Raw genomic sequence first — 21,330 nt, forward strand, 5'->3', positions numbered from 1 at the left:
GCGGAGTAGGTCCAGCCGTCGAGCCGCCCGGGGCGGGGACCGCGGTGGCGCCGGGCCGGTGCGGGACCCCGTCCGGCGGCCCGGCGCGGACCCTCAGACGAGGCTGGTCCGCCCGTCGGGATCGGCGGCGCCCGTGACCCGGTCGCGCCCCTCGGACTTCGCCTCGTACATCGCCCGGTCCGCCGCCTCGTACAGCTCGTCGAAGCCCCACCCGGGCAGGGACGCCGCCCACCCCACGCTGACGGTCGGCTGCAGACCCGCCCGTCGCCAGCGCTGGCGGCGGACCGCGTCGTGCAGGTCCGCCGCACGTCGCCGGGTCTCGTCCGGGCCGCCGTGCACGAGCAGTGCGAGCTCGTCGCCGCCCAGGCGGGCGGGGACGTCGGCCCCGGCGGCCAGCCCGGCCAGCAGCTGGGCGAGCTGGACGAGGACGAGGTCGCCCACGGGGTGCCCGTGCGCGTCGTTCAGCTGCTTGAAGCGGTCGACGTCCACGACGAGCAGCCCGACCGGGCGGCCGTCTGCGAGGGCCCGGGTCCCCGCCTCCAGCAACCGGCGCCGGGTCGCGAGCCCGGTGAGCGAGTCCGTCCCGGCCAGCTCGTCCAGCCGCGCGTGCAGCCGGTCCTGGTGGCCGTTGGTCAGCTGCAGCACGAGGGTGATCATGGGCAGGGCGCACGCGACCACGAGCAGGTCGGAGACGGCCGGGCCGGCGTCCAGCACCGCGAACACGATCCAGGCGTCGGCGAGCACGGCGAGCGCGGTGACGGACCAGGCGAACAGCGCACGGAACTGCGACGCCGCGAACACGACCGCGTAGACCAGGCCGAACTGGCTGCCCGCGGAGGCGTCGTCCGCGGCGATGACGGTGACCGCGGTGCCGAACGGCTGCAGGACGGCCACCGCCGGCCAGGTGACGACCGGGACCCGGTCCGGGAACCGGATGAGCAGCAGCGCCAGCACGACGAAGAACCCCAGGACGCCCATGGACGTCACCACGGTGCCGGCGTCCGACCCGGGGCGCCCCTGCAGCCAGGCGATGACCTCCCAACCCACGGTCGCGACCATCGCCAGGACGAGGGCGACGGCGAGGACGCGGGCAGCCGCGGACCGGTCACGCGGCTGGATTGCTCGGCGCAGTCTCTCCACGACACCGAAGCGCACCAGATCCGGCCGTCCGGCGCTCGTCCGTCTCGCCGCCGGGGCGCCGGGCGGCTCGGTCCAGCGCCCGGCCGCTCACCACGGGGACCGGGGGCGCGGCGGGGAACACGGCGGACCGGTGCACGGTTGATACCCCCACGGGGTATCAACGCCCCTCGAGCGGAGAGGACACGGACATGGACGCGCACACCACCCACCACGGTCACGCAGGCGACACCCGACGGGCCGCAGAGGACGTCGAGGCGCCGCACACCCAGGCGGGCGGACCCGCTCCCGACCCGTCGCTCGAGGGCAGGCGGCTCACCCGGCTCGCGGTGACCGCGACGCTGCACTGCCTCACCGGGTGCGCGATCGGTGAGGTCCTGGGCCTGGTGATCGGCACCGCGCTGGGGTGGTCGGACGTGCAGACGATCGCTCTCGCCGTCGCGCTGGCCTTCGTCTTCGGGTACGGCCTGACCATCGCCCCCGTGCTGCGGTCGGGGCTGTCGTTCCGGGCCGCGCTGGGCGTCGCCCTCGCGGCCGACACGCTGTCCATCACCGTGATGGAGGTCGTGGACAACGCCGTCATCATGGCGGTCCCCGGCGCGATGGAGGCAGGTCTGTCCAGCCCGCTGTTCTGGGCGACCCTCGCCTTCGCGCTCGCCGTCGCCTTCGTCGTCACCGTGCCCGTCAACCGGGCGCTGATCCGCCGGGGCAAGGGGCACGCCGTGGTCCACGGGCACCACCACTGACGGCGACGGTCGCCGGGTCGGCGGCTCGTCACGGTCCTTGACACCGTCCGGACGTGGCGAGGAACGTCGAAACGCCGTCGCACACCGACGTCGGCGGCCACGACCGTCACGGAGCAGGGAGTCCTCATGCGCAGGTCACTCACCGCCGCCCTCCTCGCCGGCCTCGGGGTCCTCGCCCTGGGCGGGTCGTCGAGCGCCGCGGACTCGGCGGACGCCGACCGGTCCTCCTCCGGGCGGGCCGCAACGCTGCGGTACGACGTGGAGTTCACGTCGGGCTTCTTCCTGCTCGACTTCGGCCCCCACGGCGTCCGGGAGGTCGCCAGCTTCCAGGACCCCTTCAGTCCCAGCCGCGGGGACCAGGTCGTCTTCGAGGACACGCTGCTGCGCCGCGGTGAGCCGGTCGCCTCCGGCGGCGGGACCTGCACCGTGACGGCGGTCGTGCCGTCCGACACGCCGCTACGGCTCAGCTGCGTCGCGACGTACGAGCTGCCCGGTGGCCAGGTCGCCGTGCAGGGCCGGACGACCAACGCACCGGAGAAGACCCTCGCCGTCGTCGGCGGGACCGGGCGCTACGCGGGAGCGGCCGGGGAGTTCACGCTGACGGAGTTCGGCGACGGGACCGGCTCGGCCGTCTTCCGCCTCCGCAGGTGAGGTCGGCGGACCCCCGCCGGACCCCGGACGTGCATGAGGGGGGCGAGCTGTCGCTCGCCCCCCTCACGGACGGTCGCGGGTCGGACGCCGGTCAGCTGCCCGGCTTGGTGACGCCGAACATGAACAGGCGCCGCGCGATGTCGTAGTAGACCGTCTCGGTCGCGCGCAGGACGTCCTGGAGGTTGTCCGCGTCGTCGGCGGTGAGGGTCAGCACCTCTTCCCAGGCCCCCTGGTCCAGCACGAGCTGCAGGTACCAGGTGCCGTTCGAGCCGGCGTCGCCGGCGCGGAAGCTGAACTGGTAGTGACTGAGCTGGCGGACCTTGATGCTGTCGTCGGTCACGCGGATGTCGTCGGCCATGATCGATCTCCCGGGGTGCGAGTGAGGATGGTTGCCGTTGCCCTGCACGCCCAGCATGCCCCGCGAGCCGGACCCGCGCCCGGCGATCGGTGACCCGGCGCGGCCGGTGCCGGGCGACCAGTGACCGAGGGGTCGTCCCGCACCGGCCCGCGCGCGCCGCCTCCGGCTGCCGTGCGCCGCGTCCCCGCCTGCGGTCTGCCACCCTGTCGCCATGACGGGTAGCGACGGAGGGCACACGGTCCTCGCCTCGGTCGACGGGGCTGCGTTCGCCTCCCTGCGCCACACGGCCCTGCCACGTGCGGAGCGGTACTCCGTCGGGCGGGACCTGCGCCGGCAGGTCCCGCGCTCGTCGCTGGCCGAGTGGGACGAGGCGGACCGCGGTGCCGACCCGGTCCAGCAGGTGCTCGCCGGCAACGACGGGCGCGTGGCGAGCCTGGTCCCCGTGCGGATGGGACGGATGGTCGCGAGCCCGTTCGCGTTCCTCCGCGGCGCGGCCGCCGTCATGGCCGCCGACTTCTCGCGCCTGCCGTCCACCGGGATCACCCCGATCATCTGCGGCGACGCGCACCTGGCGAACTTCGGGTTCTACGCCTCGCCCGAGCGCGACCTGGTCTTCGACCTCAACGACTTCGACGAGGCCCACCCGGGCGCCTGGGAGTGGGACCTGCGCCGGCTGGTGGCCAGCGTCCACGTGGCGGGCCGGCAGAACGGGTCGTCCGAGGAGCGGTGCGAGGAGGCGGTCCGGCGGTGCGTGCGCTCCTACCGCGAGCACCTCGCGCACCTGGCGGCGCAGCCGCTGCTGGCGCGCGCGTACGACCGGCTCAACCTCGACCGCCTCGACCAGGCCGGGATCGGTCCGGCCGGCCGGCGCGAGATCCAGGACGCCGCCGCCCGCGCCCGCCGGCGCACCAGCGACCGTGCGCTCCCCCGGTTCACCGAGCTGCACGACGGCCGGCTGCGGCTGGTGGACGAGCCGCCGCTGATCGTCCGGCCGGACCCGCGGACGTACGACCGCATCGCCGTCGCCCTGGACGCCTACCTGCGGACCCTGCGGACCCAGTGGGCGGTCGTCGTCGGCGGGTACCGGCTGGTCGACGTCGCGCACAAGGTCGTCGGCGTCGGCTCGGTGGGCCTGCGCGCCTACATCGCGCTGTGCGAGGGCTCCGGACCCGACGACGTGCTGATCCTGCAGCTCAAGCAGGCGCGGCGGTCCGTGGTCGCGCAGTACGTGCACGGCGACTCGGCATGGCACGACCACCAGGGGCAGCGGGTCGTGCAGTACCAGCAGGCGCTGCAGACCGTCAGCGACCCGCTGCTCGGGTGGACCACCGTCGACGACCGCCAGTACTACGTCCGGCAGTTCCGGGACATGAAGGGTGCGGTGGTGGTCGACGGGATCGACGCCGCCGCTCTCGCGGACTACGCCGGGATCTGCGGGCTGCTGCTCGCCAAGGGGCACGCCCGGACCAGCGGCGCGTCGATGATCACCGGCTACCTCGGCAGGAGCGACCGGGCCGACGAGGCCCTCGCCCTGTTCGCCCGGCGCTACGCCGACCAGACCGAGCGCGACCACGCGGCGCTGGAGGCCGCCGTCGCCCGCGGGCTGGTGCCGGTCGAACGCGGGGTCTGACCGGCACCGGCCGGGGGGTCACCGGCCGAGCCAGCCCCCGTCCACGGGCAGCACGATCCCCGACACGTAGTCCGAGGCCGGGCTGGCCAGGAACACCGCCGCGCCGCCCAGGTCGCCGGCGGCTCCCCAGCGTGCGGCGGGGATGCGGTCCAGGATCGAGCGGCTGCGGTCGGGGTCGTCCTGCAGCGCCTGGGTGTTGTCCGTGGCGATGTACCCGGGCGCGATGGCGTTGACGGTGACGCCCTTGGCGGTCCACTCGTTCGCCAGCGCTTTGGTCAGCCCGGCGATCGCGGACTTGGACGCCGCGTAGCCGGGGACGTTGATGCCGCCCTGGAAGCTGAGCAGCGACGCGGTGAAGATGATCTTCCCGTAGCCGCGCTCGATCATCGAGCGGCCGACGGCCTGGCTCAGCACGAACTGGCTGTCGAGGTTGACCGCGAGCACCCGGTCCCACATGTCCAGCGGGTGGTCGGCGGCCGGGGCCCGCTCGATGGTGCCGGCGTTGTTGACGAGGATGTCGACGGACCGGCCGGCGAGCTCGGCCGCCAGGTCGACGACCGCGGCGCGGTCGCCGAAGTCCGCCCGGTAGGCGGTGAAGGTGCGGCCCAGCGCCTCGACGCGCCGCTGCGCCTCGCTGCCCTCGAGCTCGAGGGTGGCGCTGACGCCGATGATGTCGGCGCCGGCGGTGGCCAGCGCCTCCGCCATGGCCAGCCCGATGCCGCGCTTGGCCCCCGTGACGACGGCGGTCCTGCCGGTCAGGTCGAACATGCTGGTGGTCACGTGGCGTCTCCAGTCGCGGTCAGGTCGATCAGGACCTTCATGGCCCGGCCGCTCTCCAGGTCGGCGAAGGCCGCGGCGGTCTCGGTGATGGGTCGGGTGCTGGTGATCAGGGCGTCGGCGGGGATGACGCCGTCGTCCAGGAGCTCGATGGCCCGCTCGAAGTCGGTGCGCTCGTACACCCGGGCGCCCAGCAGGCGCAGCTCCCGCCAGAACACCCGCTGCAGGTTGACCGGTCGCGGCTGGGGGTGGATCGCGACGACGACGACGGTCCCGCGGACCTTCGCGAGGTCGGTGGCGCCGAGGACGGCGGCGGCCGCGCCGGAGACCTCGAAGACGACGTCCGCACCGGCGTCACCGGTCCACCGGTTCACCCACGCCGTCTGGTCGGTCGCGGTGGGGTCGAGGACCTCGAACCCGAGCTCCGCGACGGCGGTCCGACGGCCGGCGTCCACCTCCACGACGACCACCTCGGCGCCGCTGTGACGAGCCACGGTCGCGATGAGGACACCGATCGGGCCGCCGCCGATGACGACGACGTGGTCCCCGGCGGACACCTCGCCGCGCCGCACGTCGTGCACGGCCACGGCGGTCGGCTCCACGAGGGCGGCGTGGTCGAGCCGCAGGCCCTCCGGCAGTCGCAGGACGACGCCGGCGTCGACGTTCCAGAGCCGCTGCAGGGCTCCCGGGGAGTCGATCCCGATGAAGTTGAGGTTCTGGCAGATGTGCTGGTTGCCCGCCAGGCAGGCCGGGCAGGTGCCGTCCCAGTCCAGCGGCATGACGGTGACGTGGTCGCCGGGGCTCCACCCGGTCACGCCCTCGCCGACGGCGGCGACGACCCCGCTCATCTCGTGCCCCACGATGGCCGGCATGCTCACCCGGGCGTCCATGCTGCCGTGGAGGATGTGCAGGTCGGTGCCGCAGATGCCGGTGTAGGCCACCTCGATCTGCACCTGACCGGCACCGACGGGCTGGGGGTCCTGCTCGCGGATGTCGATCCGGTGGTCGCCCACGTAGTTGGCGGTCAGCACGGTGGGGCTCCTTTCGCTGGGGGTGGGGTGGGAGCCCGGCCGGGCGCCCCTGCCGGTGCGGTCGCCGGTGTCGGGACCGCCTCGGCGGTCACTTCGACGGCGGGATGGTCCAGCTCGGCGTGGCCGCCTCGAAGTCGGACGGGAAGCCGTTGAAGCGGTCCGGGTGGAAGCCGGTCCGGCCGTCCTCGCCCCGGTCGAGCGCCTCGATCGCGGCCATGTCGGCGGCGTCGAGCGCGAAGTCGAACAGGGCGATGTTCTCGAGCTGGCGCGCGGGCGTGACCGACTTGGGGATCACCACGGTGCCGAGCTGCACGTGCCAGCGGAGCACCACCTGGGCGGGCGTCCGCCCCAGGCGCTCGGCGATGCCGACGATGACCGGGTCCGTGAGCACCGCGCCCTGCGCGAGCGGGCTCCAGGCCTCGGTCACGATGCCGTGGGCGGCGTGGAACGCCCGGAGCTCGGCCTGCTGCAGGTACGGGTGGAGCTCGACCTGGTTGAGGGCCGGGACGGTCGACGACCCGGCGAGGAGCTCCTCCAGGTGGTGGGCGAGGAAGTTCGAGACCCCGACGGACACGACCCGCCCCTGGTCCCGCACCTCCTCCATCGCCCGCCAGCTGTTCGCGAACTCCCCGCGGGCCGGGCACGGCCAGTGGATCAGGTAGAGGTCGACCCGGTCGAGGGCGAGCTCGGCGAGGGAGGCGTCGAAGGCGCGCAACGTGGAGTCGTGACCCTGCTCGGTGTTGGCGAGCTTCGTGGCGACGAACAGCTCGTCGCGCGGGACGTCGGTCTCGGCGATGGCGCGGCCGACACCCGCCTCGTTGAGGTAGCGGGCGGCGGTGTCGATGCTCCGGTAGCCGGCGGCGATGGCGTCCACGACCACCTCGCGGGTGATCTCCGGCTCCACCTGGAACGTGCCGAACCCGACCTGCGGGATGTCGGCGCCGGAGTTCAGCCGGACGGTCGGGACGGGGAGGTCGGTCACGGGGAGCACCTTTCGGGAGCGGGCAGGAAGTGCTGCGGCGACCGTCCGGACAGGGCCGGTCAGGGCTGGTCGGTGCCGGTCGGGGCTGGTCGGTGCTGGACGGCGCGACGGGGCTAGGCGCGACGGGCCGCGACCGGGCCGCAGGCCGGCCCGGTCGCCACGACCGGTCCTACCGTGACGGGAAGATCAGTCCAGCCTGCTCCGGCAGCCACAGCGTGAGCGCCGGGACGAACTGGATGACCAGCAGCATGAGGATCAGCGAGATGAAGAACGGCATCAGCCTGCCGATCACCTTCTCCACCGGCACCCCCGCCACCTTCGCCCCGACGAAGAGCACGGGCGCGGAGGGCGGTGAGATCACCGCGATGGACATGTTGAAGACCATCATGATGCCGAGGTGGACGGGGTGGATCCCGTACTCGACGGCGATGGGCAGGAAGATCGGCGTGAAGATCAGCACCGCCGGCGTCGCGTCGAGCGGGATGCCCACGATCAGCAGGATCAGCGCCATGATCAGCAGGAAGACCACCTTGGAGTCGGTGAAGTCCGTCATCCAGCTGCCGATGAGGCGGGGCACCCCCGAGAACGTCATCGCGAACGACATGATCGACGACAGCGCGATGAGGAAGACGACCACCGAGCTCGTGCGGGTGGCCTGCAGGAGCAGCTTCGGGAAGTCGCTCACCGAGATGGTCCGGTAGACCATCGACAGAACGGTCCCGTACAGCACGGCGATGACGGCGCCCTCGGTGGCGGTGAAGACACCGAACACGATGCCGCCGATGACGACGACGATCAGCCCGAGCGACGGCAGGGCCCGGAGCAGCACCGCGAGGGCGGTCCTGGCGTCCGGCCGCGCCGTCCCACGGAGCTCGGGCCGCTTGCGCGCGTAGACCCAGACGATCACGACGCAGGCGACGCCCCACAGGATCCCGGGGATGTAGCCCCCGAGGAACAGGGCACCCACCGACGCCTGGGAGACCAGCGAGTACACGATCAGGGTGTTGGAGGGCGGGATCAGCATGCCCGCCGGCGCCGAGGCGACGTTGGCCGCGGCCGCGAAGCCCATGTCGTAGCCGTCCTTGCGCTGCGACGGCGCCATGGAGGAGCCGACGGCAGCGGCACCCGCGAGAGCGGATCCGGAGATCGTCCCGAACAGCATGTTGGCGAGGACGTTCGTCTGCGCCAGGGCGCCCGGCGTGCGACCCACCGCCACCCGGGCGAGGTCGATGAGACGGGTCGCGATCCCGCCCTGGTTCATGACCGTCCCGGCGAGGACGAAGAACGGGATCGCGAGGAGCACGAAGCTGTCGATCCCGTTGAAGATCTTCTGGGCCGACGTGAAGACGCCCTGCTCGGGACCCATGAGGAAGAGCAGGGCGATGGCGGACGGCAGACCGATGGCCACGGAGACGGAGACGCCCAGCGCCATCAGCCCGAACATGCCGCCCAGCAGGATGATGGTGACGACAGCGGCGTCCTGCATCAGATGCCCTCTTCCATGAGTCCGTCGACCTCGACGTCACCCGTCGGCCTCACGACCGGCTTGGCGATGATCTCGATGATGTGCAGCACGCAGTAGACGACGATGAGCGCGCCCGTGATCGGCAGGACGAGGTACACCTGGCCCTGCGTGACCGGCAGGAGCTGCACGGTGTCGGCCCAGGTGGACTCGATGTACTGCAGGCCGCCGTAGATCATCACCCACACGGCGAAGACCCCCACGACGAGGAAGGCGAAGATCTCGATCGCCTTGACGACGACGGGCGGGAACCGCTTGACGAGGAAGTCCATCGCGACGTCCTCCTTCTCGCCGATGACGTACGCGGCGCCGACGAGGCCCTGCCAGATGAAGGCGATGCGGGCCGTGACCTCGGTCCACACGTTCCCGCCGACCGTCCACCGGGCGACGACCTGCCACGTGACCAGCGCGATCATCAGGGCGAAGAGCGAGATGCAGAACCAACGGAGGAAGGCGTCCAGAGCGGTCTTGAACCGGTGCACGGCTCTCATGCGGTCAACTCATTCCTGGGAACCCGGGCCGGCGGGAGCGGGCCCGGCCGAGCGGCCCGTGGGACGTGCGAGCACGTCCCACGGGCCTCGGCTGCGTGGATGGAGGTCCGGGCGCCCGGATCAGCCGGCGTTGGCCTCGTTGGCGGCCTGGACGGCGTCGAACAGCTCCTGGCGGACGTCGTTGTTGATGGAGGACTCCACCAGGTCGGCGACGGACTCCTCGAAGGCCTCGACGTCGACGTCGTCGTTGAACTCGGCGCCGATCTCCTCCGAGCGCGCACGCGACTCCTCGGCGAACGTCACGAAGCCCTCGTTGGCTTCCTCCACCGCACCGGGGATGAGCTCGAGGAACGCCTCGCGGTCCTCCTCCGGCATGTCCTCCAGGACCCCCGTGTTGATGAGCAGGTAGTCGGGGATCATCAGGTGTCGGGTGTAGGAGTAGAACTTGGCGACCTCGCTGTGCTTGAGGGCGTCGAACACCGTCTCGTTGTTCTCGGCGCCGTCGAGCGCGCCGGTCTGCAGAGCGGAGTAGACCTCGCCCTGGCCCATCGGGGAGGCGACCGCGCCCATGGCCTCGATCATGGCCACCTGGGAGTCCGACTGCTGCACGCGGATCTTCAGACCCTCGAGGTCGGCCGGCTCCGTGATCGCCCGCTTGCTGTTGTAGACGTTGCGCACGCCGGCGTGGAGGCCCGCGAGCACGGTGATGTTCTTGGACTCCTCGACCGAGGTGTACAGGTCGCCGACGACGTCCTGGTCGGCGAAGACCTCCGCCTGAGCCTCCTGCGAGTCGAACATGTACGGCAGGTTGAACACGATGAAGTCCTCGTTGAAGGACTCCATCACGGGCCCACCGATGTACATCATCTCGACGGTCCCGTCGGAGAGGTTCTGCACGACGTCCGCCTGCGTGCCGAGCTCCTCGTTCGCGTAGACCTCGATGGCGTACCGGCCGTCCGTGGCCTCGTAGAGGTCCTGGCCCAGCTGCTCGGCCGCGATGTACTGCGGGTGCTGCTCGGTCTGGTTGAACGCGAGCTTGAAGAGCGTCTCCGCGTCGGAGACGTCGACGGCGCCCTCGGCGCCCTCGCCGCCGCCGGCCGCAGCCGGCTCCTCGGCCGCGCCACCGCCGCCTCCCCCGCCACCGCAGGCGGCGAGGGACATGGCGGCGACCGCGGTCGCGGCCATGGTCGTGAACACCTTGGAACGCTTCATGGGGTTGCTGTCTCCTTCGCACCCGTGGAGGCGTGCATCGCGGCCTGGACTGGCTCGTCACCTGTGGTCGGACGATCTCGGCACGCTGTGCGCGTCCGCGCGCACACCGTGCCGGCGCTCCCGGGCGCCGGTCGACGCGCCCCCCACATCGCCGTGGGGGCCGTGCCGTACCGGGGACCGGGAGCGACCTGGGTCACACTTCCCTGCTGCCGCCGAAGGTAATCCCTTTCCGGAGAGGCAGTCAACTGGTGATACCAAATCGGTATCTGGTGCCCTAGCATGGGGCTGTCCGGTCGCGGGAAGGGCCGCCACCAGCACGGGCGCCACCCCTCCCGCTCCTCCCTCGTGCACGCTCGAGGGAACCACTCCCGCGCCGCGCGCTCGTCGACGGTGACGACGGCGGAGGGAGCGGGGCGCCCGGGAGCCGTGCCCGGGTGCGGCCCGCACCGGTCGCCCGGTCGGCGTCGTCCGGGTCGGTCCGGTGTCGCCGCGGCAGCACGGGCCGGATGGCCGACGACGACGACGGACCCCGACGGGCAGGCCGACCAAGGAGGAGCGACGTGGCGACGAAGTCGGTGTTCACGGGGGTCGTGGACGTGCTGGGCCGGGAGATCGCCTCCGGGGTGCTGGCCGAGGGCGCCGTCCTCAACCTCACCAGCCTGGAGTCCCGGTTCAAGGTGTCACGCACGGTGGCGCGGGAGGCGATGCGGCAGCTGCAGTCCCTCGGGATGATCACGGCCAAGCGACGGGTGGGTCTCATCGTGGGCCCGTCGTCCCTGTGGGACGTGCTCAACCCCCTGGTGATCCGGTGGCGCCTCGACTCCCCCGCGCGCGACGAGCAGCTCTACTCCCTGACGGACCTGCGGGCGGCGATCGAGCCGACCGCCGCTCGGCTCGCCGCGTCCGAGGCGACCGGGGAGGAGAGGACCCGGCTCGTGGAGGTCTCCGAGCGGCTGGTGCAGCTGGGGAACGAGGGCCGGGGCGACGAGGCGGAGTACCTGGCGACCGACGTGGAGTACCACCGGCTGCTCCTGCGGGCCAGTCACAACGAGATGCTGATCGCCTGCCAGCCGGCGGTCGAGGCCGTGCTGGTCGGCAGGACCGAGCTCGGGCTCACCCCGCGCGACCCGGACCCGGTCGCGCTGGAGAACCACCGGGTGGTGGCGAGGGCCATCGTCGACGGCGACGGGGACCAGGCCGAGGAGATCCTGCGTCGCGTCGTCCGGCTGATCCGTGGCGAGCTGCCGCCGCCGCACCGTCGAGACGCCGGCGTGGTCACCGCCGGTGCGGCTGAGCCGCCCCGGTCGCGCGAGGCGCGCGTGGACGACGGGACGGCGGCGACAGGGGCCGACTCCGCGCCCGGCGCGGACGCCGTCCCGAGCTCACGGGCCGCCGGCGTCGAGGCCTGACCCGGCACGTCGGGTCCGGCCCCGCCCGCGGGGCCGATGCGTCGGCGCGTTAGGCGGGCGTGCCGTCGGCCCACAGCGAGACGAGCACCTTGCCGGACGCCTCGGAGTCCCGGGCGAGGGAGAATGCCTGCTCGGCGGACCCGGCCGGGATCTCGTGCGTGAGCGCGGCCTCGACCTCCGGGTGCTCGGCGAGGAGGCGGATCGCCCGGTCGATCTCGTCGTCGAAGCGGAAGGACCCGTGCATCGTGATCTCCTTGGAGATGTACGAGGCGAGCTCGACGGGCTGGGCGCCGCCGGGGAGCATGCCGACCTGCGAGATCCGGCCGCGGGGTCGGACCGCGCGGATCGTGGCGGAGATCGCCGCGGGGACGCCCGTGCACTCCAGCGCGACGTCGAACGCGTTCGCCGGGACGTCGTCCCGCCCGACGCGCAGGGTGGCCGTCGCGCCGAGCGCGGTCGCACGCGCGAGCGGCCCGGGCAGGGTGTCGGTGGCTGTGACGGACCGCGCTCCCTGCACCGCCGCGGCGAACGTGGCCAGGAGCCCGATCGGGCCGGAGCCGGACACCAGGACGTCCGACCCCTGCACCCCCCCGACGACCTCGATCCCGTGGAGCGCGACCGCGAGCGGCTCCGCCAGCGCGGCCCGTCGGAGCGGCAGGTCGGCGGGCAGGACCCGCACCATCTCCCGGCGGACCACGAGGTACTCCGACATGCCGCCCTGGGTGTGCGGCCAGGTGGACGCGCTGCCGAGGTACGACCCGCCGGGCCACAGCTGCCGCGAGCCCTCCAGGCCCTCGACCGGCGTGCCGAACGTCGCCGGGTGCACGGTGACCGGGGTCCCGGCCGCCAGGTCGCCCGAGGGGTCGAGGTCGACCGTCCCGGAGAGCTCGTGCCCGGGGACCAGCGGCTCGCGCACGACGAACGCACCGTTGGCGCCGTCGAAGAAGTAGTGCAGGTCCGACCCGCAGATGCCGACGTAGGCGATGCGCAGGCGCACCTGACCGTCCTGCGGCTCGGGGGTCGGGACCTCGTCGATCCTCAGGTCGTCCTTGCCGTGGATGACGACGGTGCGCATGCGCGTCCTTCGGTGGTGGGAGCGGAGCAGGTCAGACGACGGACGTCATGCCGCCGTCGACGAAGATGTTCTGGCCGGAGACGAACTGCGACGCGGCCGACGACAGGAACACCAGCGCGCCGACGAGCTCGTCGACGTGGCCCCAGCGGGCCGCGGGGGTGCGGCCCTTCACCCACGCGTCGAACTCCGGGTCCTCCCACAGCGCCCGGTTCATCTCGCTGGCGAAGTACCCCGGCGAGATGGCGTTCACCTGGATGTCGTACTGCGCGAGGTCGGCCGCCATGCCCTTGGTGAGCATGACCAGACCGCCCTTCGAGGCGGCGTACGGCGCGATCGTCCGGCGGGCCAGCATGGACTGGACCGACCCGATGTTGACGACCTTCCCGGAGCGGCGCTCGGCCATCCTCCGGGTGACGGGCTGGGAGACGTAGAACGCGCTGGAGAGGTTGGTGGTGACGACCCGGTCCCACTCCTCGCCGGGGAACTCGCCGAAGGGGGCCCGGTGCTGCACCCCGGCGTTGTTCACCAGGACGTCCGGGACGCCGACCTCGCCCATCAGCGTCTCCAGGGCCTGGGCGACGGCGGCTCGGTCGGTCACGTCGAACACGACGGTGTGGACCGTCCTGCCGGTCGCCGAGGCGATGTCGGCCTGCTCGGCGGCCAGCAGCTGCGCGTCGCGGCCGTGCAGGACGACGTCGGCGCCGGCCTGAGCCAGGCCGCGGGCCAGCGCGTTGCCGATCCCGCGGCTCGAGCCGGTGACCAGCGCCAGGCGCCCGTCGAGGGAGAACAGCTGTGTGGACACGTCGTCAACGCCTTCGTCGGGTGCGGACCTCGGCGGTCGTCGTCGTCGACGTCGCGGCGTGCCCGGCTGCAATGATCATATCTTTTGCCGACCCGCGCGGCAAGACGTGGCGGAGGTCCGGACCGCCGGCATCAGCGGTGCCGTCGGCGCCGCCGGCGCCATCGAAAGATATGATGTTTGTCAGGAGCGCCTGCTCCCGGTGTGACGACGCGCTGGAGGTCAGATGGAAACCCGCTACGCCACCTCTCCCGAGGAGCTGCCGCTCCTGGACACGGCAGGCCTGCGACGGCGCTTCCTGCTGGAGGACGTCTTCCGCCCCGGTGAGGTGACGGCCACCTACTCCCACCAGGACCGGGTGGTCATCGTCGGCGTCCAGCCCGGTCCGGAGGGTCTGGACCTGCCCACGTTCCCCGAGCTGCGGTCGGAGTTCTTCCTCCAGCGGCGCGAGGCCGGCGTGGTGAACGTCGGCGCCTCGGGGACCATCGTCGCGGACGGCGTCACCCACGAGCTGGCGCACGGCGGGTGCCTGTACCTGGGACGCGGCACGCGCGAGGTCCGGTTCGTCAGCGGCGACGAGGGGGACGCCCGGTTCTACCTCTTCTCCGCCCCCGCGCACGCGGACCACCCGACCACCGCGGTCGCGCCGGGTGAGGGGAACCGGCGCGAGCTGGGTGACCAGTCGACGTCCAACCGGCGCACCCTGAACCAGTACATCCACGAGAACGGGGTCCGCAGCTGCCAGGTCGTCATGGGCGTCACCACCCTGCACGACGGGTCGATGTGGAACACGCTGCCGGCGCACACGCACGACCGCCGCATGGAGGCGTACCTCTACTTCGACCTGCCCGAGGACGCACGCGTCGTGCACCTCATGGGCGAGCGCCAGGAGACCCGCCACCTCGTCATGGCGAACGAGCAGGCGGTCATCTCCCCCAGCTGGTCCATCCACAGCGGTGTGGGGACGCGGGCCTACTCCTTCGTCTGGGCGATGGCCGGCGAGAACCAGGCCTTCGACGACATGGACCCGGCCGACATCACCGACCTGCACTGACCGGCACCACCGGCGGTGCCGGGCCGTCCCGCGACGTGCGGGACGGCCCGCCCGGCCTGGGTCCGGCCGGGCCGGCCGGGTCCGGCCGGGTGCGGCCGGGTCGGCCTTGTCCGGGTGGCCCGGCCCCGTCCGACGTGGTCGGGCCCGGTCAGGCCGGGCTCGCCGCCAGGACGCCCGCCCAGTACGGACCGTCCGGGAAGCGGTACCGGGCGATCGACTCGGCCCGCATCTCGGTGTTGTAGCCGGGCTCCCCGGTGACCTGGTACGCGCCGCCGGCGACCCGGACGGGCTCGAGGAAGTGCTCGTGCAGGTGGTCGACGTACTCGCACAGGCGACCCTCGTGGGTCCCCGAGACGGCGACGAAGTCCAGCATCGAGGCGTGCTGGACCATCTCGCACAGCCCGACACCGCCGGCGTGCGGGCACACCGGGACGCCGAACCGCGCGGCCAGCAGCAGGACCGCCACGATCTCGTTCAACGACGCGAGGCGCCCGGCGTCGAGCTGGCAGAAGTCCATGGCCCCCGCCTCCATGAACTGCTTGAACATGACGCGGTTGTGGCAGTGCTCGCCGGTCGCGACCTTCACCGGGGCGACGGCGTCGCGGATCTTGCGGTGCCCGAGGATGTCGTCCGGGCTGGTCGGCTCCTCGATCCACAGCGGGTCGAACTCGGCCAGGCGCCGCACCCACTCGATCGCGGTCGGGACGTCCCACACCTGGTTCGCGTCGATCATCAGCGCGCGGTCGGGGCCGATCGTCTCCCGTGCCAGCCGGCAGCGGCGGACGTCCTCCTCGAGGTCCGTCCCGACCTTGAGCTTGACGTGGGTGAGCCCGAGCTCCTCCTGCTCGTGGATCAGCCGCACCATCTTCTCGTCGGAGTACCCGAGCCACCCGGCCGCGGTCGTGTAGCAGGGGTAGCCGTCGGCCTCGAGCTCCGCGATGCGCGCCGCCTTGCCCGGCTCGACCGCACGGAGCAGCGCCAGGGCGTCGTCCCGGGTGAGCACGTCACCCAGGTAGCGCAGGTCGGCGACGTCGACCAGCTCCTCGGGGGTCATGTCGGCGAGCATCCGCCAGACCGGCTTGCCGACGTGGCGTCCGGCGAGGTCCCATGCGGCGTTCATCACGGCGGACAGCGCCAGGTGGACGACGCCCTTCTCCGGGCCGAGCCAGCGCATCTGGGAGTCGGTCGTGAAGGACAGGTACGTCCCGCCCATGTCCGCGGCCATCGCCGCCACGTCGGTCCCCACCAGGGTGCGGGCCAGCTGCCGGGTCGCCTCGGCGACGAGGTCGTTGCCGCGCCCGATCGTGAACGTGATCCCGTGACCCGTCAGGGGGCGGCCGCCCGCGTCGGTCCCGTCCGTGGCCAGGACGACGTACACGGCGGAGTGGTCGCCGTCCTTGTTCATGGCGTCGGAGCCGTCGGCGGTGAGCGAGGTGGGGAAGCGGACGTCGCAGACGTCCACGGACGTGATCGTGGGCATGGGGTCCTCCGGGTCGGCGTGGGGGGCTGCTCGGTCGTGCTCGGGTGGCGTCCGGGTCACCGCGGGGCCGTCAGGGCATCGGTTCGACCGGCTCGGTGACCCAGGCGACCAGCTGCCACGCCGTCGCGGGCCCGGGGCGGCTGAGGACCCGGATGTTGCGGTGGGTCGCGGCGTCGGCCCCCTCGCCCTTGGCGACCGTGCAGGTCACCACGGCCCGGTCGTCGTAGGTGACCACGCTGTCCACGCGGGTCCGCCGGCGCGGGCCCGGCGCCAGCGCCGCGAGGAACGTGGTGCGGTCGTCGAAGCGGAGGCCGTCGGGGCGGACCATGCAGAAGGCCGGCGCGAGCAGGGCCTCGAAGAAGGCGCGGTCGCCGCGCGCCTCGGCGTCGCCGATCGCGACGTTGACCTCCCTCAGGCTCCGGCGGTCACCCTCCTCGCCACCGTCCCCCGTCACGGCGTCGACTCCTCGTCCCGGTCGAGCGACTCGAGGTAGGCCTGCACGACGGCGGTGTCCTGGTCCCCGTAACCGCGCCGGGTGAGGTCAGTGAAGACCCGCAGCAGCAGATCGGTCTGCGGGGTCGGCGTCGCCGTGCGCCGCGCCTCCTCGGTGGCGGCGCTCAGGTCCTTGACCATGAAGCGGGCCGGGCCGGACGGGCTGTGGTCGTGCTCGGCGAACCGGCGCTTCTTCACCTCGAGCACCCTGCTGCCCGCGTAGCCGCCCCCCAGCAGGTCGAACATCGCGAGCACGTCCAGCCCGGCCCGCTCCGCGATGACCGCGGCCTCGCCGAGGGCCAGCACCTGCGCCGCGACGATGATCTGGTTGCACGCCTTGGCGACCTGACCGGCTCCCAGGGGTCCCAGGTGCGCCGGGGTGCCGACGGCCCGGTAGACGTCCAGCACGCGGGCGACGTCGTCCGGTGCCCCGCCGACCATGACCGACAGCGTGCCGGCGACCGCCCCCTCCTCGCCGCCGCTCACCGGCGCGTCGACCACGTGCAGCAGTCCCCCGGTCGCGTCCCGCATGTCCCGTTCGAGCTCGCGGACGGCGTCCGGCGACACGGTCGAGCTGACGGCGAGCACCGTCGGCCGGCTCACCCCGGCGAGGAGCCCGTCGGGACCGTCCAGGACGGCGTGCACCGCCGGCATGTCGGGGACCATGACGACGACGACGTCCGCCGCGGCGGCGACCTCGCGCGCAGTCGGGTGCCATCGCGCGCCCGCGTCGAGGACGTCCGCGGCGGAAGCGGACCGCCGGGCCGTGACGTGCACGTCGCCGCCCGGGAGACGCCGAACCATGTTGAGCGCCATGGGCCGTCCCATGACGCCGAGGCCGATGACCCCGACGGCGTGCACGGCAGCGTCGTCGCTCCTGACCGGTCCACTCCGACTCGTCATCGGTGCAGCATAGCGAACGGTGTTCAACATCGTGAACGCTGTCGTACCGTGGTGGTCGGCGGGCCCCCTGCCCGCCGCCACGATCCCGATGACGCGATGAGGACACCATGACGCAGACCGACCGCCTCCGGGTGGCCGTCGCCACCCCCCTGCCCGAGGCGCTCTGCGACCTGGTCGAGCGCCTGGAGCCGCGCGTGGAGATGGTGCGCGACCAGTCGCTGCTCCCCCCGATGCGGTGGGCCGGGGACTTCGAGGGTGACCCCGGGTACCGGCGCACGCCGGAGCAGCAGGCGGCGTTCGAGGCGCTCCTGGAGTCCGCCGAGGTGCTCTACGGCGTCCCGGACGTCCGGCCCGCGGCTCTCGCCCGCACGGTCCGGGCGAACCCGCGACTGCGGTGGGTGCAGACGATGGCTGCCGGTGGTGGCGCGCAGGTCAAGGCCGCCGAGCTGACCCGGGACGAGCTCGACCGGGTGACGTTCACGACGTCCGCCGGCGTGCACGCCGGACCCCTCGCCGAGTTCGCGGTCTTCGGTCTCATGGCCGGTGCCAAGCACCTGCCCCGGCTCGTCGCGCAGCGCAGCGAGCGGGTGTGGAGCGAACGGTGGGCGATGGGTCAGCTCAGCGAGCAGACGATCCTCGTCGTGGGGCTCGGTCACATCGGCCTGGAGGTGGCCCGCAAGGTGTCGGCGCTGGGCGCCCGCGTCATCGGCGTGCACCGGCGCGAGCTCGACGCCCAGGGCGTCGAGCGCATCGTGGGCCCCGATCGTCTCGCCGAGGTCGCCCCCGAGGTCGACGGCGTCGTCGTGACGCTGCCGGGCACGGAGGCGACCCACGGGCTGCTCGACCGCCCCTTCTTCGCCGCGCTCCGCCCCGGCGCCACGGTCGTCTCCGTCGGTCGCGGCACGGTCATCGACGAGGACGCCCTGGTCGCGGCCCTGCAGGACGGCCGGGTCGGGTTCGCGGCCCTCGACGTGTTCGCCGTGGAGCCGCTGCCCGAGGACAGTCCGCTGTGGTCGCTGCCCAACGTCGTCCTCACGCCCCACACCGCCGCGAACAGCCCGCACGAGGAGCGGCTCATCGCGGAGCTGTTCGCCGACAACGCCCGACGGCTGCTCGACGGAGAGCCGTTGCGCAACGTCGTCGACACCGTGGACTTCTACTGAGGTCCCCGGGGCGAGGGCACAGGATGGCGCGGACGGTGGTCCGGTGACGGGCGCGGGGCGTGACGCGCCGCAGCCGGCGGAGAGCAGCCTCGCCCCCGCGGTGAGCCGGGCGGTGCGCGTCCTGTCCTTCCTCGCGGACAGTCGCGGGGTGCCGCAGCCCCTGACCGAGATCGCGCGCGCCGTCGGGGCCGCCAAGTCCTCCACGTCGAACGTGTGCGCCGTGCTGGAGGAGTCCGGCCTGGTCCAGCGCCGCGGCCCGGGCTACGTGCTCGGCCGGCGCACCGTCGAGCTGGGCGGCGCGTACCTGGCCGGCTTCGACCAGGTCCGCGAGTTCTACCGGATCTGCGCGCAGAGCCCGGTGCTGAGCCACGAGCTCGTGCAGATCGCCGTCCTGGACGGCACCGACGTCCTGTACCTCGCCCGGCACGAGGGGCGGGCCCCGCTGCGCCTGACCGCCGGGATCGGCGACCGCTTCCCCGCCGCCCTCACGGCGGTCGGGAACGCGCTGCTCGCCGAGCTGCCGGCGGAGGAGGTCGACGCCCGCTACCGCCGGGCACCGGACTTCCCGCGGCTGACCGACCGGTCCACGCAGACCGTCGAGCGCCTGCAGACCAAGCTCGCCGCGACACGGGCGCGCGGCTACGCACTCGACGAGGGAGAGGTGTTCCCGAACGTGGTGGGGCTGGCCGTCACGGTCCCGGCCCGCCTCAGCGGCGAGCAGACCCTCGCCCTCGGGGTGTCGACGATCGACGTCGGCGCGGGCCGGGTCCCGGCCGGCGAGCACCGCACGACCGTCCTGGCCGCCCTGCACGAGGCGGCGGCCCTGCTGTCGAACCCCATGGCCGTCCCCGTGCTCCGGGCCGGGGCGGGCCGCCCGGTCGCGCCGACCAGTCCGGCCGGGTAGCACCCGGTCCCGCGCGGCACCCGAGCGGCCCCGCTCAGGTCCCGCAGAAGGTGGTGTAGGCCCCGAAGTCCTGCGGGGCGGGCGCCGCGTAGCGCTCGAGCCCCGGGCGTTCGTCGTAGGGGGCCGCGACGACCTCCACCAGCCGCTCGAGCGGGGCCAGGTCGCCGTCCGTGGCGGCCGCCAGCGCCTCCTCGACGAGGTGGTTGCGCGGGACGTACACCGGGTTGACCCGGTCCATCGACCCGGCGTCCGGCGCGAGGGCACGCCAGCGCTCGGCCCACCGGTCGAACCCGGCCAGGTCGAGGAACAGGCCACGTGCCGGTTCGGCGTCGCCCCGTGCCGCTGTGCCGAGCGCCCGGAAGAACGAGGTGTGGTCCACGTGGCTGACCTGGAGCAGGGTCAGCAGCTCGTCGACGAGCGGCGTGAGCGTCGCGTCGTCGACCGCGTCGCCCAGGCCGAGCTTGGCTCGCATGCCGGCGGCCCAGGCAGCGGCGTACCGCGGGCGGAACCGGCCGAGCGCCTCGACGGCGAGCTCGACCGCCTGCTCCGGCACGTCGTGCACGAGGGGCAGGAGAGCCTCGGCGAGCCTCGCGAGGTTCCACTCGGCGACGACCGGCTGGTTGCCGTAGGCGTAGCGCCCGCCCACGTCGATGGAGCTGTAGACGGTCGCCGGGTCGAACGCGTCCATGAACGCGCACGGCCCGTAGTCGATCGTCTCCCCGGAGATCGTCATGTTGTCGGTGTTCATCACCCCGTGCACGAAGCCGACGAGCATCCACCGCGCGACGAGCGAGGCCTGGGCGCCGACGACCGCCTCGAGCAGCGCCAGGGCGGGGTTCTCCGCCTCCGCTGCCGCGGGGTGGTGCCGTCCCGTCGCGTGGTCGGCCAGGCGTCGCAGCAGGTCGACGTCCCCGGTGGCGCGCGCGTACTGGAAGCTGCCCACCCGCAGGTGGCTGCTCGCCACCCGGGCGAGCACGGCTCCGGGCAGCAGCGTCTCCCGCCGCACCGGTCGCCCGGTCGCGACGACCGCCAGGGAGCGGGTGGTCGGGATGCCGAGGCCGTGCATCGCCCGGGCGACGACGAGCTCGCGCAGCATCGGGCCGACGGCGGCGAGGCCGTCGCCACCCCGGGCGAACGGGGTGCGGCCGGAGCCCTTGAGGTGCAGGTCCCGCAGCCGGCCGTCGACGCCGACCAGCTCACCGAGCAGCAGGGCGCGGCCGTCCCCGAGCCGCGGGACGAAGCCGCCGAACTGGTGCCCGGCGTAGGCCTGCGCCACCGGGGTGGCTCCGCTCGGGACGCCGTTGCCGACCAGGAGCTGCACGCCCTGGGGGCTCCGCAGCCACGTCGGGTCGAGCCCGAGCTCGGTGGCCAGTGTGTCGTCCAGGACGAGCAGCCGCGGGTCGGGCGCCTCGTCGGCCCGCCACGCGACGGCCATCTCGGGGAGCTCCCGGGCGAAGCGTCCCTCGAGGGCCACCTGGGACAGCGGTGCGATGCTCACCCTCCCGAGGGTACGG

The 21,330-nt window shown here is 73.2% G+C and carries 21 protein-coding genes; 7 read left to right on the forward strand and 14 right to left on the reverse strand.

What is annotated here, in order from left to right; genetic code table 11:
* Positions 1-93: 93 nt before the first annotated feature.
* Entirely contained in the window at positions 94-1,140 is a 1,047-nt protein-coding gene (locus tag CAE01nite_RS14100; protein ID WP_146905857.1) for a GGDEF domain-containing protein, read from the reverse strand.
* 188 nt (positions 1,141-1,328) lie between these two features.
* Between CAE01nite_RS14100 and CAE01nite_RS14105 the strand changes: the two genes are divergently transcribed.
* On the forward strand, positions 1,329-1,883 hold the full coding sequence (locus CAE01nite_RS14105) for a DUF4396 domain-containing protein (protein ID WP_146905860.1): 555 nt from the start codon (positions 1,329-1,331) through the stop codon (positions 1,881-1,883).
* A 126-nt stretch (positions 1,884-2,009) separates the two neighbouring features.
* Complete coding sequence (locus tag CAE01nite_RS14110; RefSeq protein WP_146905863.1) at positions 2,010-2,534, forward strand: allene oxide cyclase barrel-like domain-containing protein; 525 nt, start codon at positions 2,010-2,012, stop codon at positions 2,532-2,534.
* A 91-nt stretch (positions 2,535-2,625) separates the two neighbouring features.
* Here the strand turns inward: CAE01nite_RS14110 and CAE01nite_RS14115 are convergent, their stop codons facing one another.
* Positions 2,626-2,892 carry a hypothetical protein gene (locus CAE01nite_RS14115; protein WP_146905866.1) on the reverse strand — a complete coding sequence of 89 codons (267 nt, stop codon included), beginning with the start codon at positions 2,890-2,892 and terminating at the stop codon, positions 2,626-2,628.
* Between the two features lie 211 nt (positions 2,893-3,103).
* On the opposite strand from CAE01nite_RS14115, the gene CAE01nite_RS14120 reads away from it, so the two are divergent.
* Positions 3,104-4,522 (forward strand): DUF2252 domain-containing protein, encoded by a 1,419-nt coding sequence (locus CAE01nite_RS14120; RefSeq protein ID WP_146905869.1) that lies wholly within the window; start codon positions 3,104-3,106, stop codon positions 4,520-4,522.
* An 18-nt stretch (positions 4,523-4,540) separates the two neighbouring features.
* Here the strand turns inward: CAE01nite_RS14120 and CAE01nite_RS14125 are convergent, their stop codons facing one another.
* The 6 genes from CAE01nite_RS14125 to CAE01nite_RS14150 all read right to left on the reverse strand — a co-directional run bounded on the left by CAE01nite_RS14125 (position 4,541) and on the right by CAE01nite_RS14150 (position 10,537).
* The gene (locus CAE01nite_RS14125) at positions 4,541-5,290 is read right to left on the reverse strand and encodes an SDR family oxidoreductase (RefSeq protein ID WP_146906224.1); all 750 of its coding nucleotides are present in this window, start codon (positions 5,288-5,290) and stop codon (positions 4,541-4,543) included.
* Between the two features lie 8 nt (positions 5,291-5,298).
* Positions 5,299-6,330, reverse strand: a complete 1,032-nt coding sequence (locus CAE01nite_RS14130; RefSeq protein ID WP_146905871.1) for a zinc-dependent alcohol dehydrogenase — start codon at positions 6,328-6,330, stop codon at positions 5,299-5,301.
* An 88-nt stretch (positions 6,331-6,418) separates the two neighbouring features.
* Positions 6,419-7,312, reverse strand: a complete 894-nt coding sequence (locus tag CAE01nite_RS14135; RefSeq protein ID WP_146905874.1) for an aldo/keto reductase — start codon at positions 7,310-7,312, stop codon at positions 6,419-6,421.
* Positions 7,313-7,481: 169 nt separating this feature from the next.
* Positions 7,482-8,798 (reverse strand): TRAP transporter large permease, encoded by a 1,317-nt coding sequence (locus tag CAE01nite_RS14140; protein ID WP_146905877.1) that lies wholly within the window; start codon positions 8,796-8,798, stop codon positions 7,482-7,484.
* The gene (locus CAE01nite_RS14145) at positions 8,798-9,325 is read right to left on the reverse strand and encodes a TRAP transporter small permease (protein ID WP_146905880.1); all 528 of its coding nucleotides are present in this window, start codon (positions 9,323-9,325) and stop codon (positions 8,798-8,800) included. Before CAE01nite_RS14145 ends, CAE01nite_RS14140 begins: the two co-directional genes overlap by 1 nt.
* 120 nt (positions 9,326-9,445) lie before the next feature.
* Positions 9,446-10,537 (reverse strand): TRAP transporter substrate-binding protein, encoded by a 1,092-nt coding sequence (locus CAE01nite_RS14150; protein ID WP_146905882.1) that lies wholly within the window; start codon positions 10,535-10,537, stop codon positions 9,446-9,448.
* 560 nt (positions 10,538-11,097) lie between these two features.
* Here CAE01nite_RS14150 and CAE01nite_RS14155 point away from each other — a divergent pair.
* Positions 11,098-11,946, forward strand: coding sequence for a FadR/GntR family transcriptional regulator (locus CAE01nite_RS14155; protein ID WP_246131223.1), 849 nt, complete (start codon positions 11,098-11,100; stop codon positions 11,944-11,946).
* Between the two features lie 49 nt (positions 11,947-11,995).
* On the opposite strand, the gene CAE01nite_RS14160 is transcribed toward CAE01nite_RS14155, so the two are convergent.
* Both CAE01nite_RS14160 and CAE01nite_RS14165 read right to left on the reverse strand, forming a co-directional pair.
* On the reverse strand, positions 11,996-13,021 hold the full coding sequence (locus tag CAE01nite_RS14160; protein ID WP_146905888.1) for an L-idonate 5-dehydrogenase: 1,026 nt from the start codon (positions 13,019-13,021) through the stop codon (positions 11,996-11,998).
* A gap of 31 nt (positions 13,022-13,052) precedes the next feature.
* Entirely contained in the window at positions 13,053-13,823 is a 771-nt protein-coding gene (locus CAE01nite_RS14165; RefSeq protein ID WP_146905891.1) for an SDR family oxidoreductase, read from the reverse strand.
* Positions 13,824-14,046: 223 nt separating this feature from the next.
* On the opposite strand from CAE01nite_RS14165, the gene kduI reads away from it, so the two are divergent.
* Positions 14,047-14,874: a 5-dehydro-4-deoxy-D-glucuronate isomerase gene (gene kduI, locus CAE01nite_RS14170; RefSeq protein ID WP_146905893.1), complete on the forward strand. Its 828-nt coding sequence runs from the start codon at positions 14,047-14,049 to the stop codon at positions 14,872-14,874.
* Between the two features lie 148 nt (positions 14,875-15,022).
* Here kduI and CAE01nite_RS14175 read toward each other — a convergent pair whose 3' ends face one another.
* The 3 genes from CAE01nite_RS14175 to CAE01nite_RS14185 form a co-directional block, all read right to left on the reverse strand.
* Positions 15,023-16,354: an enolase C-terminal domain-like protein gene (locus CAE01nite_RS14175; protein ID WP_146905896.1), complete on the reverse strand. Its 1,332-nt coding sequence runs from the start codon at positions 16,352-16,354 to the stop codon at positions 15,023-15,025.
* Between the two features lie 70 nt (positions 16,355-16,424).
* Positions 16,425-16,808, reverse strand: a complete 384-nt coding sequence (locus tag CAE01nite_RS14180; RefSeq protein ID WP_146905899.1) for a nuclear transport factor 2 family protein — start codon at positions 16,806-16,808, stop codon at positions 16,425-16,427.
* Positions 16,805-17,749, reverse strand: a complete 945-nt coding sequence (locus tag CAE01nite_RS14185; RefSeq protein WP_146905902.1) for an NAD(P)-dependent oxidoreductase — start codon at positions 17,747-17,749, stop codon at positions 16,805-16,807. The genes CAE01nite_RS14180 and CAE01nite_RS14185 overlap by 4 nt, the downstream gene beginning before the upstream one ends.
* A gap of 107 nt (positions 17,750-17,856) precedes the next feature.
* Here CAE01nite_RS14185 and CAE01nite_RS14190 point away from each other — a divergent pair, with 107 nt between their 5' ends.
* Positions 17,857-18,912 (forward strand): D-2-hydroxyacid dehydrogenase, encoded by a 1,056-nt coding sequence (locus CAE01nite_RS14190; RefSeq protein ID WP_146905904.1) that lies wholly within the window; start codon positions 17,857-17,859, stop codon positions 18,910-18,912.
* A 100-nt stretch (positions 18,913-19,012) separates the two neighbouring features.
* Positions 19,013-19,816, forward strand: coding sequence for an IclR family transcriptional regulator (locus CAE01nite_RS14195; RefSeq protein WP_281285610.1), 804 nt, complete (start codon positions 19,013-19,015; stop codon positions 19,814-19,816).
* 34 nt (positions 19,817-19,850) lie between these two features.
* On the opposite strand, the gene CAE01nite_RS14200 is transcribed toward CAE01nite_RS14195, so the two are convergent.
* Complete coding sequence (locus CAE01nite_RS14200; protein WP_146905907.1) at positions 19,851-21,314, reverse strand: protein adenylyltransferase SelO; 1,464 nt, start codon at positions 21,312-21,314, stop codon at positions 19,851-19,853.
* Positions 21,315-21,330: the final 16 nt, after the last annotated feature.

This window comes from Cellulomonas aerilata (genome assembly GCF_007991755.1).
Classification (GTDB): Bacteria; Actinomycetota; Actinomycetes; order Actinomycetales; family Cellulomonadaceae; genus Pengzhenrongella; species Pengzhenrongella aerilata.

Excerpts from the sequence above, each read along its gene's own strand:
- CAE01nite_RS14115 (WP_146905866.1), bottom strand. The coding sequence starts at position 2,892 with ATGGCCGACGACATCCGCGTGACCGACGACAGCATCAAGGTCCGCCAG.
- CAE01nite_RS14105 (WP_146905860.1), top strand. The coding sequence starts at position 1,329 with ATGGACGCGCACACCACCCACCACGGTCACGCAGGCGACACCCGACGG.
- CAE01nite_RS14120 (WP_146905869.1), top strand. The coding sequence starts at position 3,104 with ATGACGGGTAGCGACGGAGGGCACACGGTCCTCGCCTCGGTCGACGGG.
- CAE01nite_RS14175 (WP_146905896.1), bottom strand. The coding sequence starts at position 16,354 with ATGCCCACGATCACGTCCGTGGACGTCTGCGACGTCCGCTTCCCCACC.
- CAE01nite_RS14125 (WP_146906224.1), bottom strand. The coding sequence starts at position 5,290 with ATGTTCGACCTGACCGGCAGGACCGCCGTCGTCACGGGGGCCAAGCGC.
- CAE01nite_RS14160 (WP_146905888.1), bottom strand. The coding sequence starts at position 13,021 with ATGCGCACCGTCGTCATCCACGGCAAGGACGACCTGAGGATCGACGAG.
- CAE01nite_RS14190 (WP_146905904.1), top strand. The coding sequence starts at position 17,857 with ATGACGCAGACCGACCGCCTCCGGGTGGCCGTCGCCACCCCCCTGCCC.
- CAE01nite_RS14110 (WP_146905863.1), top strand. The coding sequence starts at position 2,010 with ATGCGCAGGTCACTCACCGCCGCCCTCCTCGCCGGCCTCGGGGTCCTC.
- CAE01nite_RS14145 (WP_146905880.1), bottom strand. The coding sequence starts at position 9,325 with ATGAGAGCCGTGCACCGGTTCAAGACCGCTCTGGACGCCTTCCTCCGT.
- CAE01nite_RS14150 (WP_146905882.1), bottom strand. The coding sequence starts at position 10,537 with ATGAAGCGTTCCAAGGTGTTCACGACCATGGCCGCGACCGCGGTCGCC.
- CAE01nite_RS14140 (WP_146905877.1), bottom strand. The coding sequence starts at position 8,798 with ATGCAGGACGCCGCTGTCGTCACCATCATCCTGCTGGGCGGCATGTTC.
- CAE01nite_RS14185 (WP_146905902.1), bottom strand. The coding sequence starts at position 17,749 with ATGACGAGTCGGAGTGGACCGGTCAGGAGCGACGACGCTGCCGTGCAC.
- kduI (WP_146905893.1), top strand. The coding sequence starts at position 14,047 with ATGGAAACCCGCTACGCCACCTCTCCCGAGGAGCTGCCGCTCCTGGAC.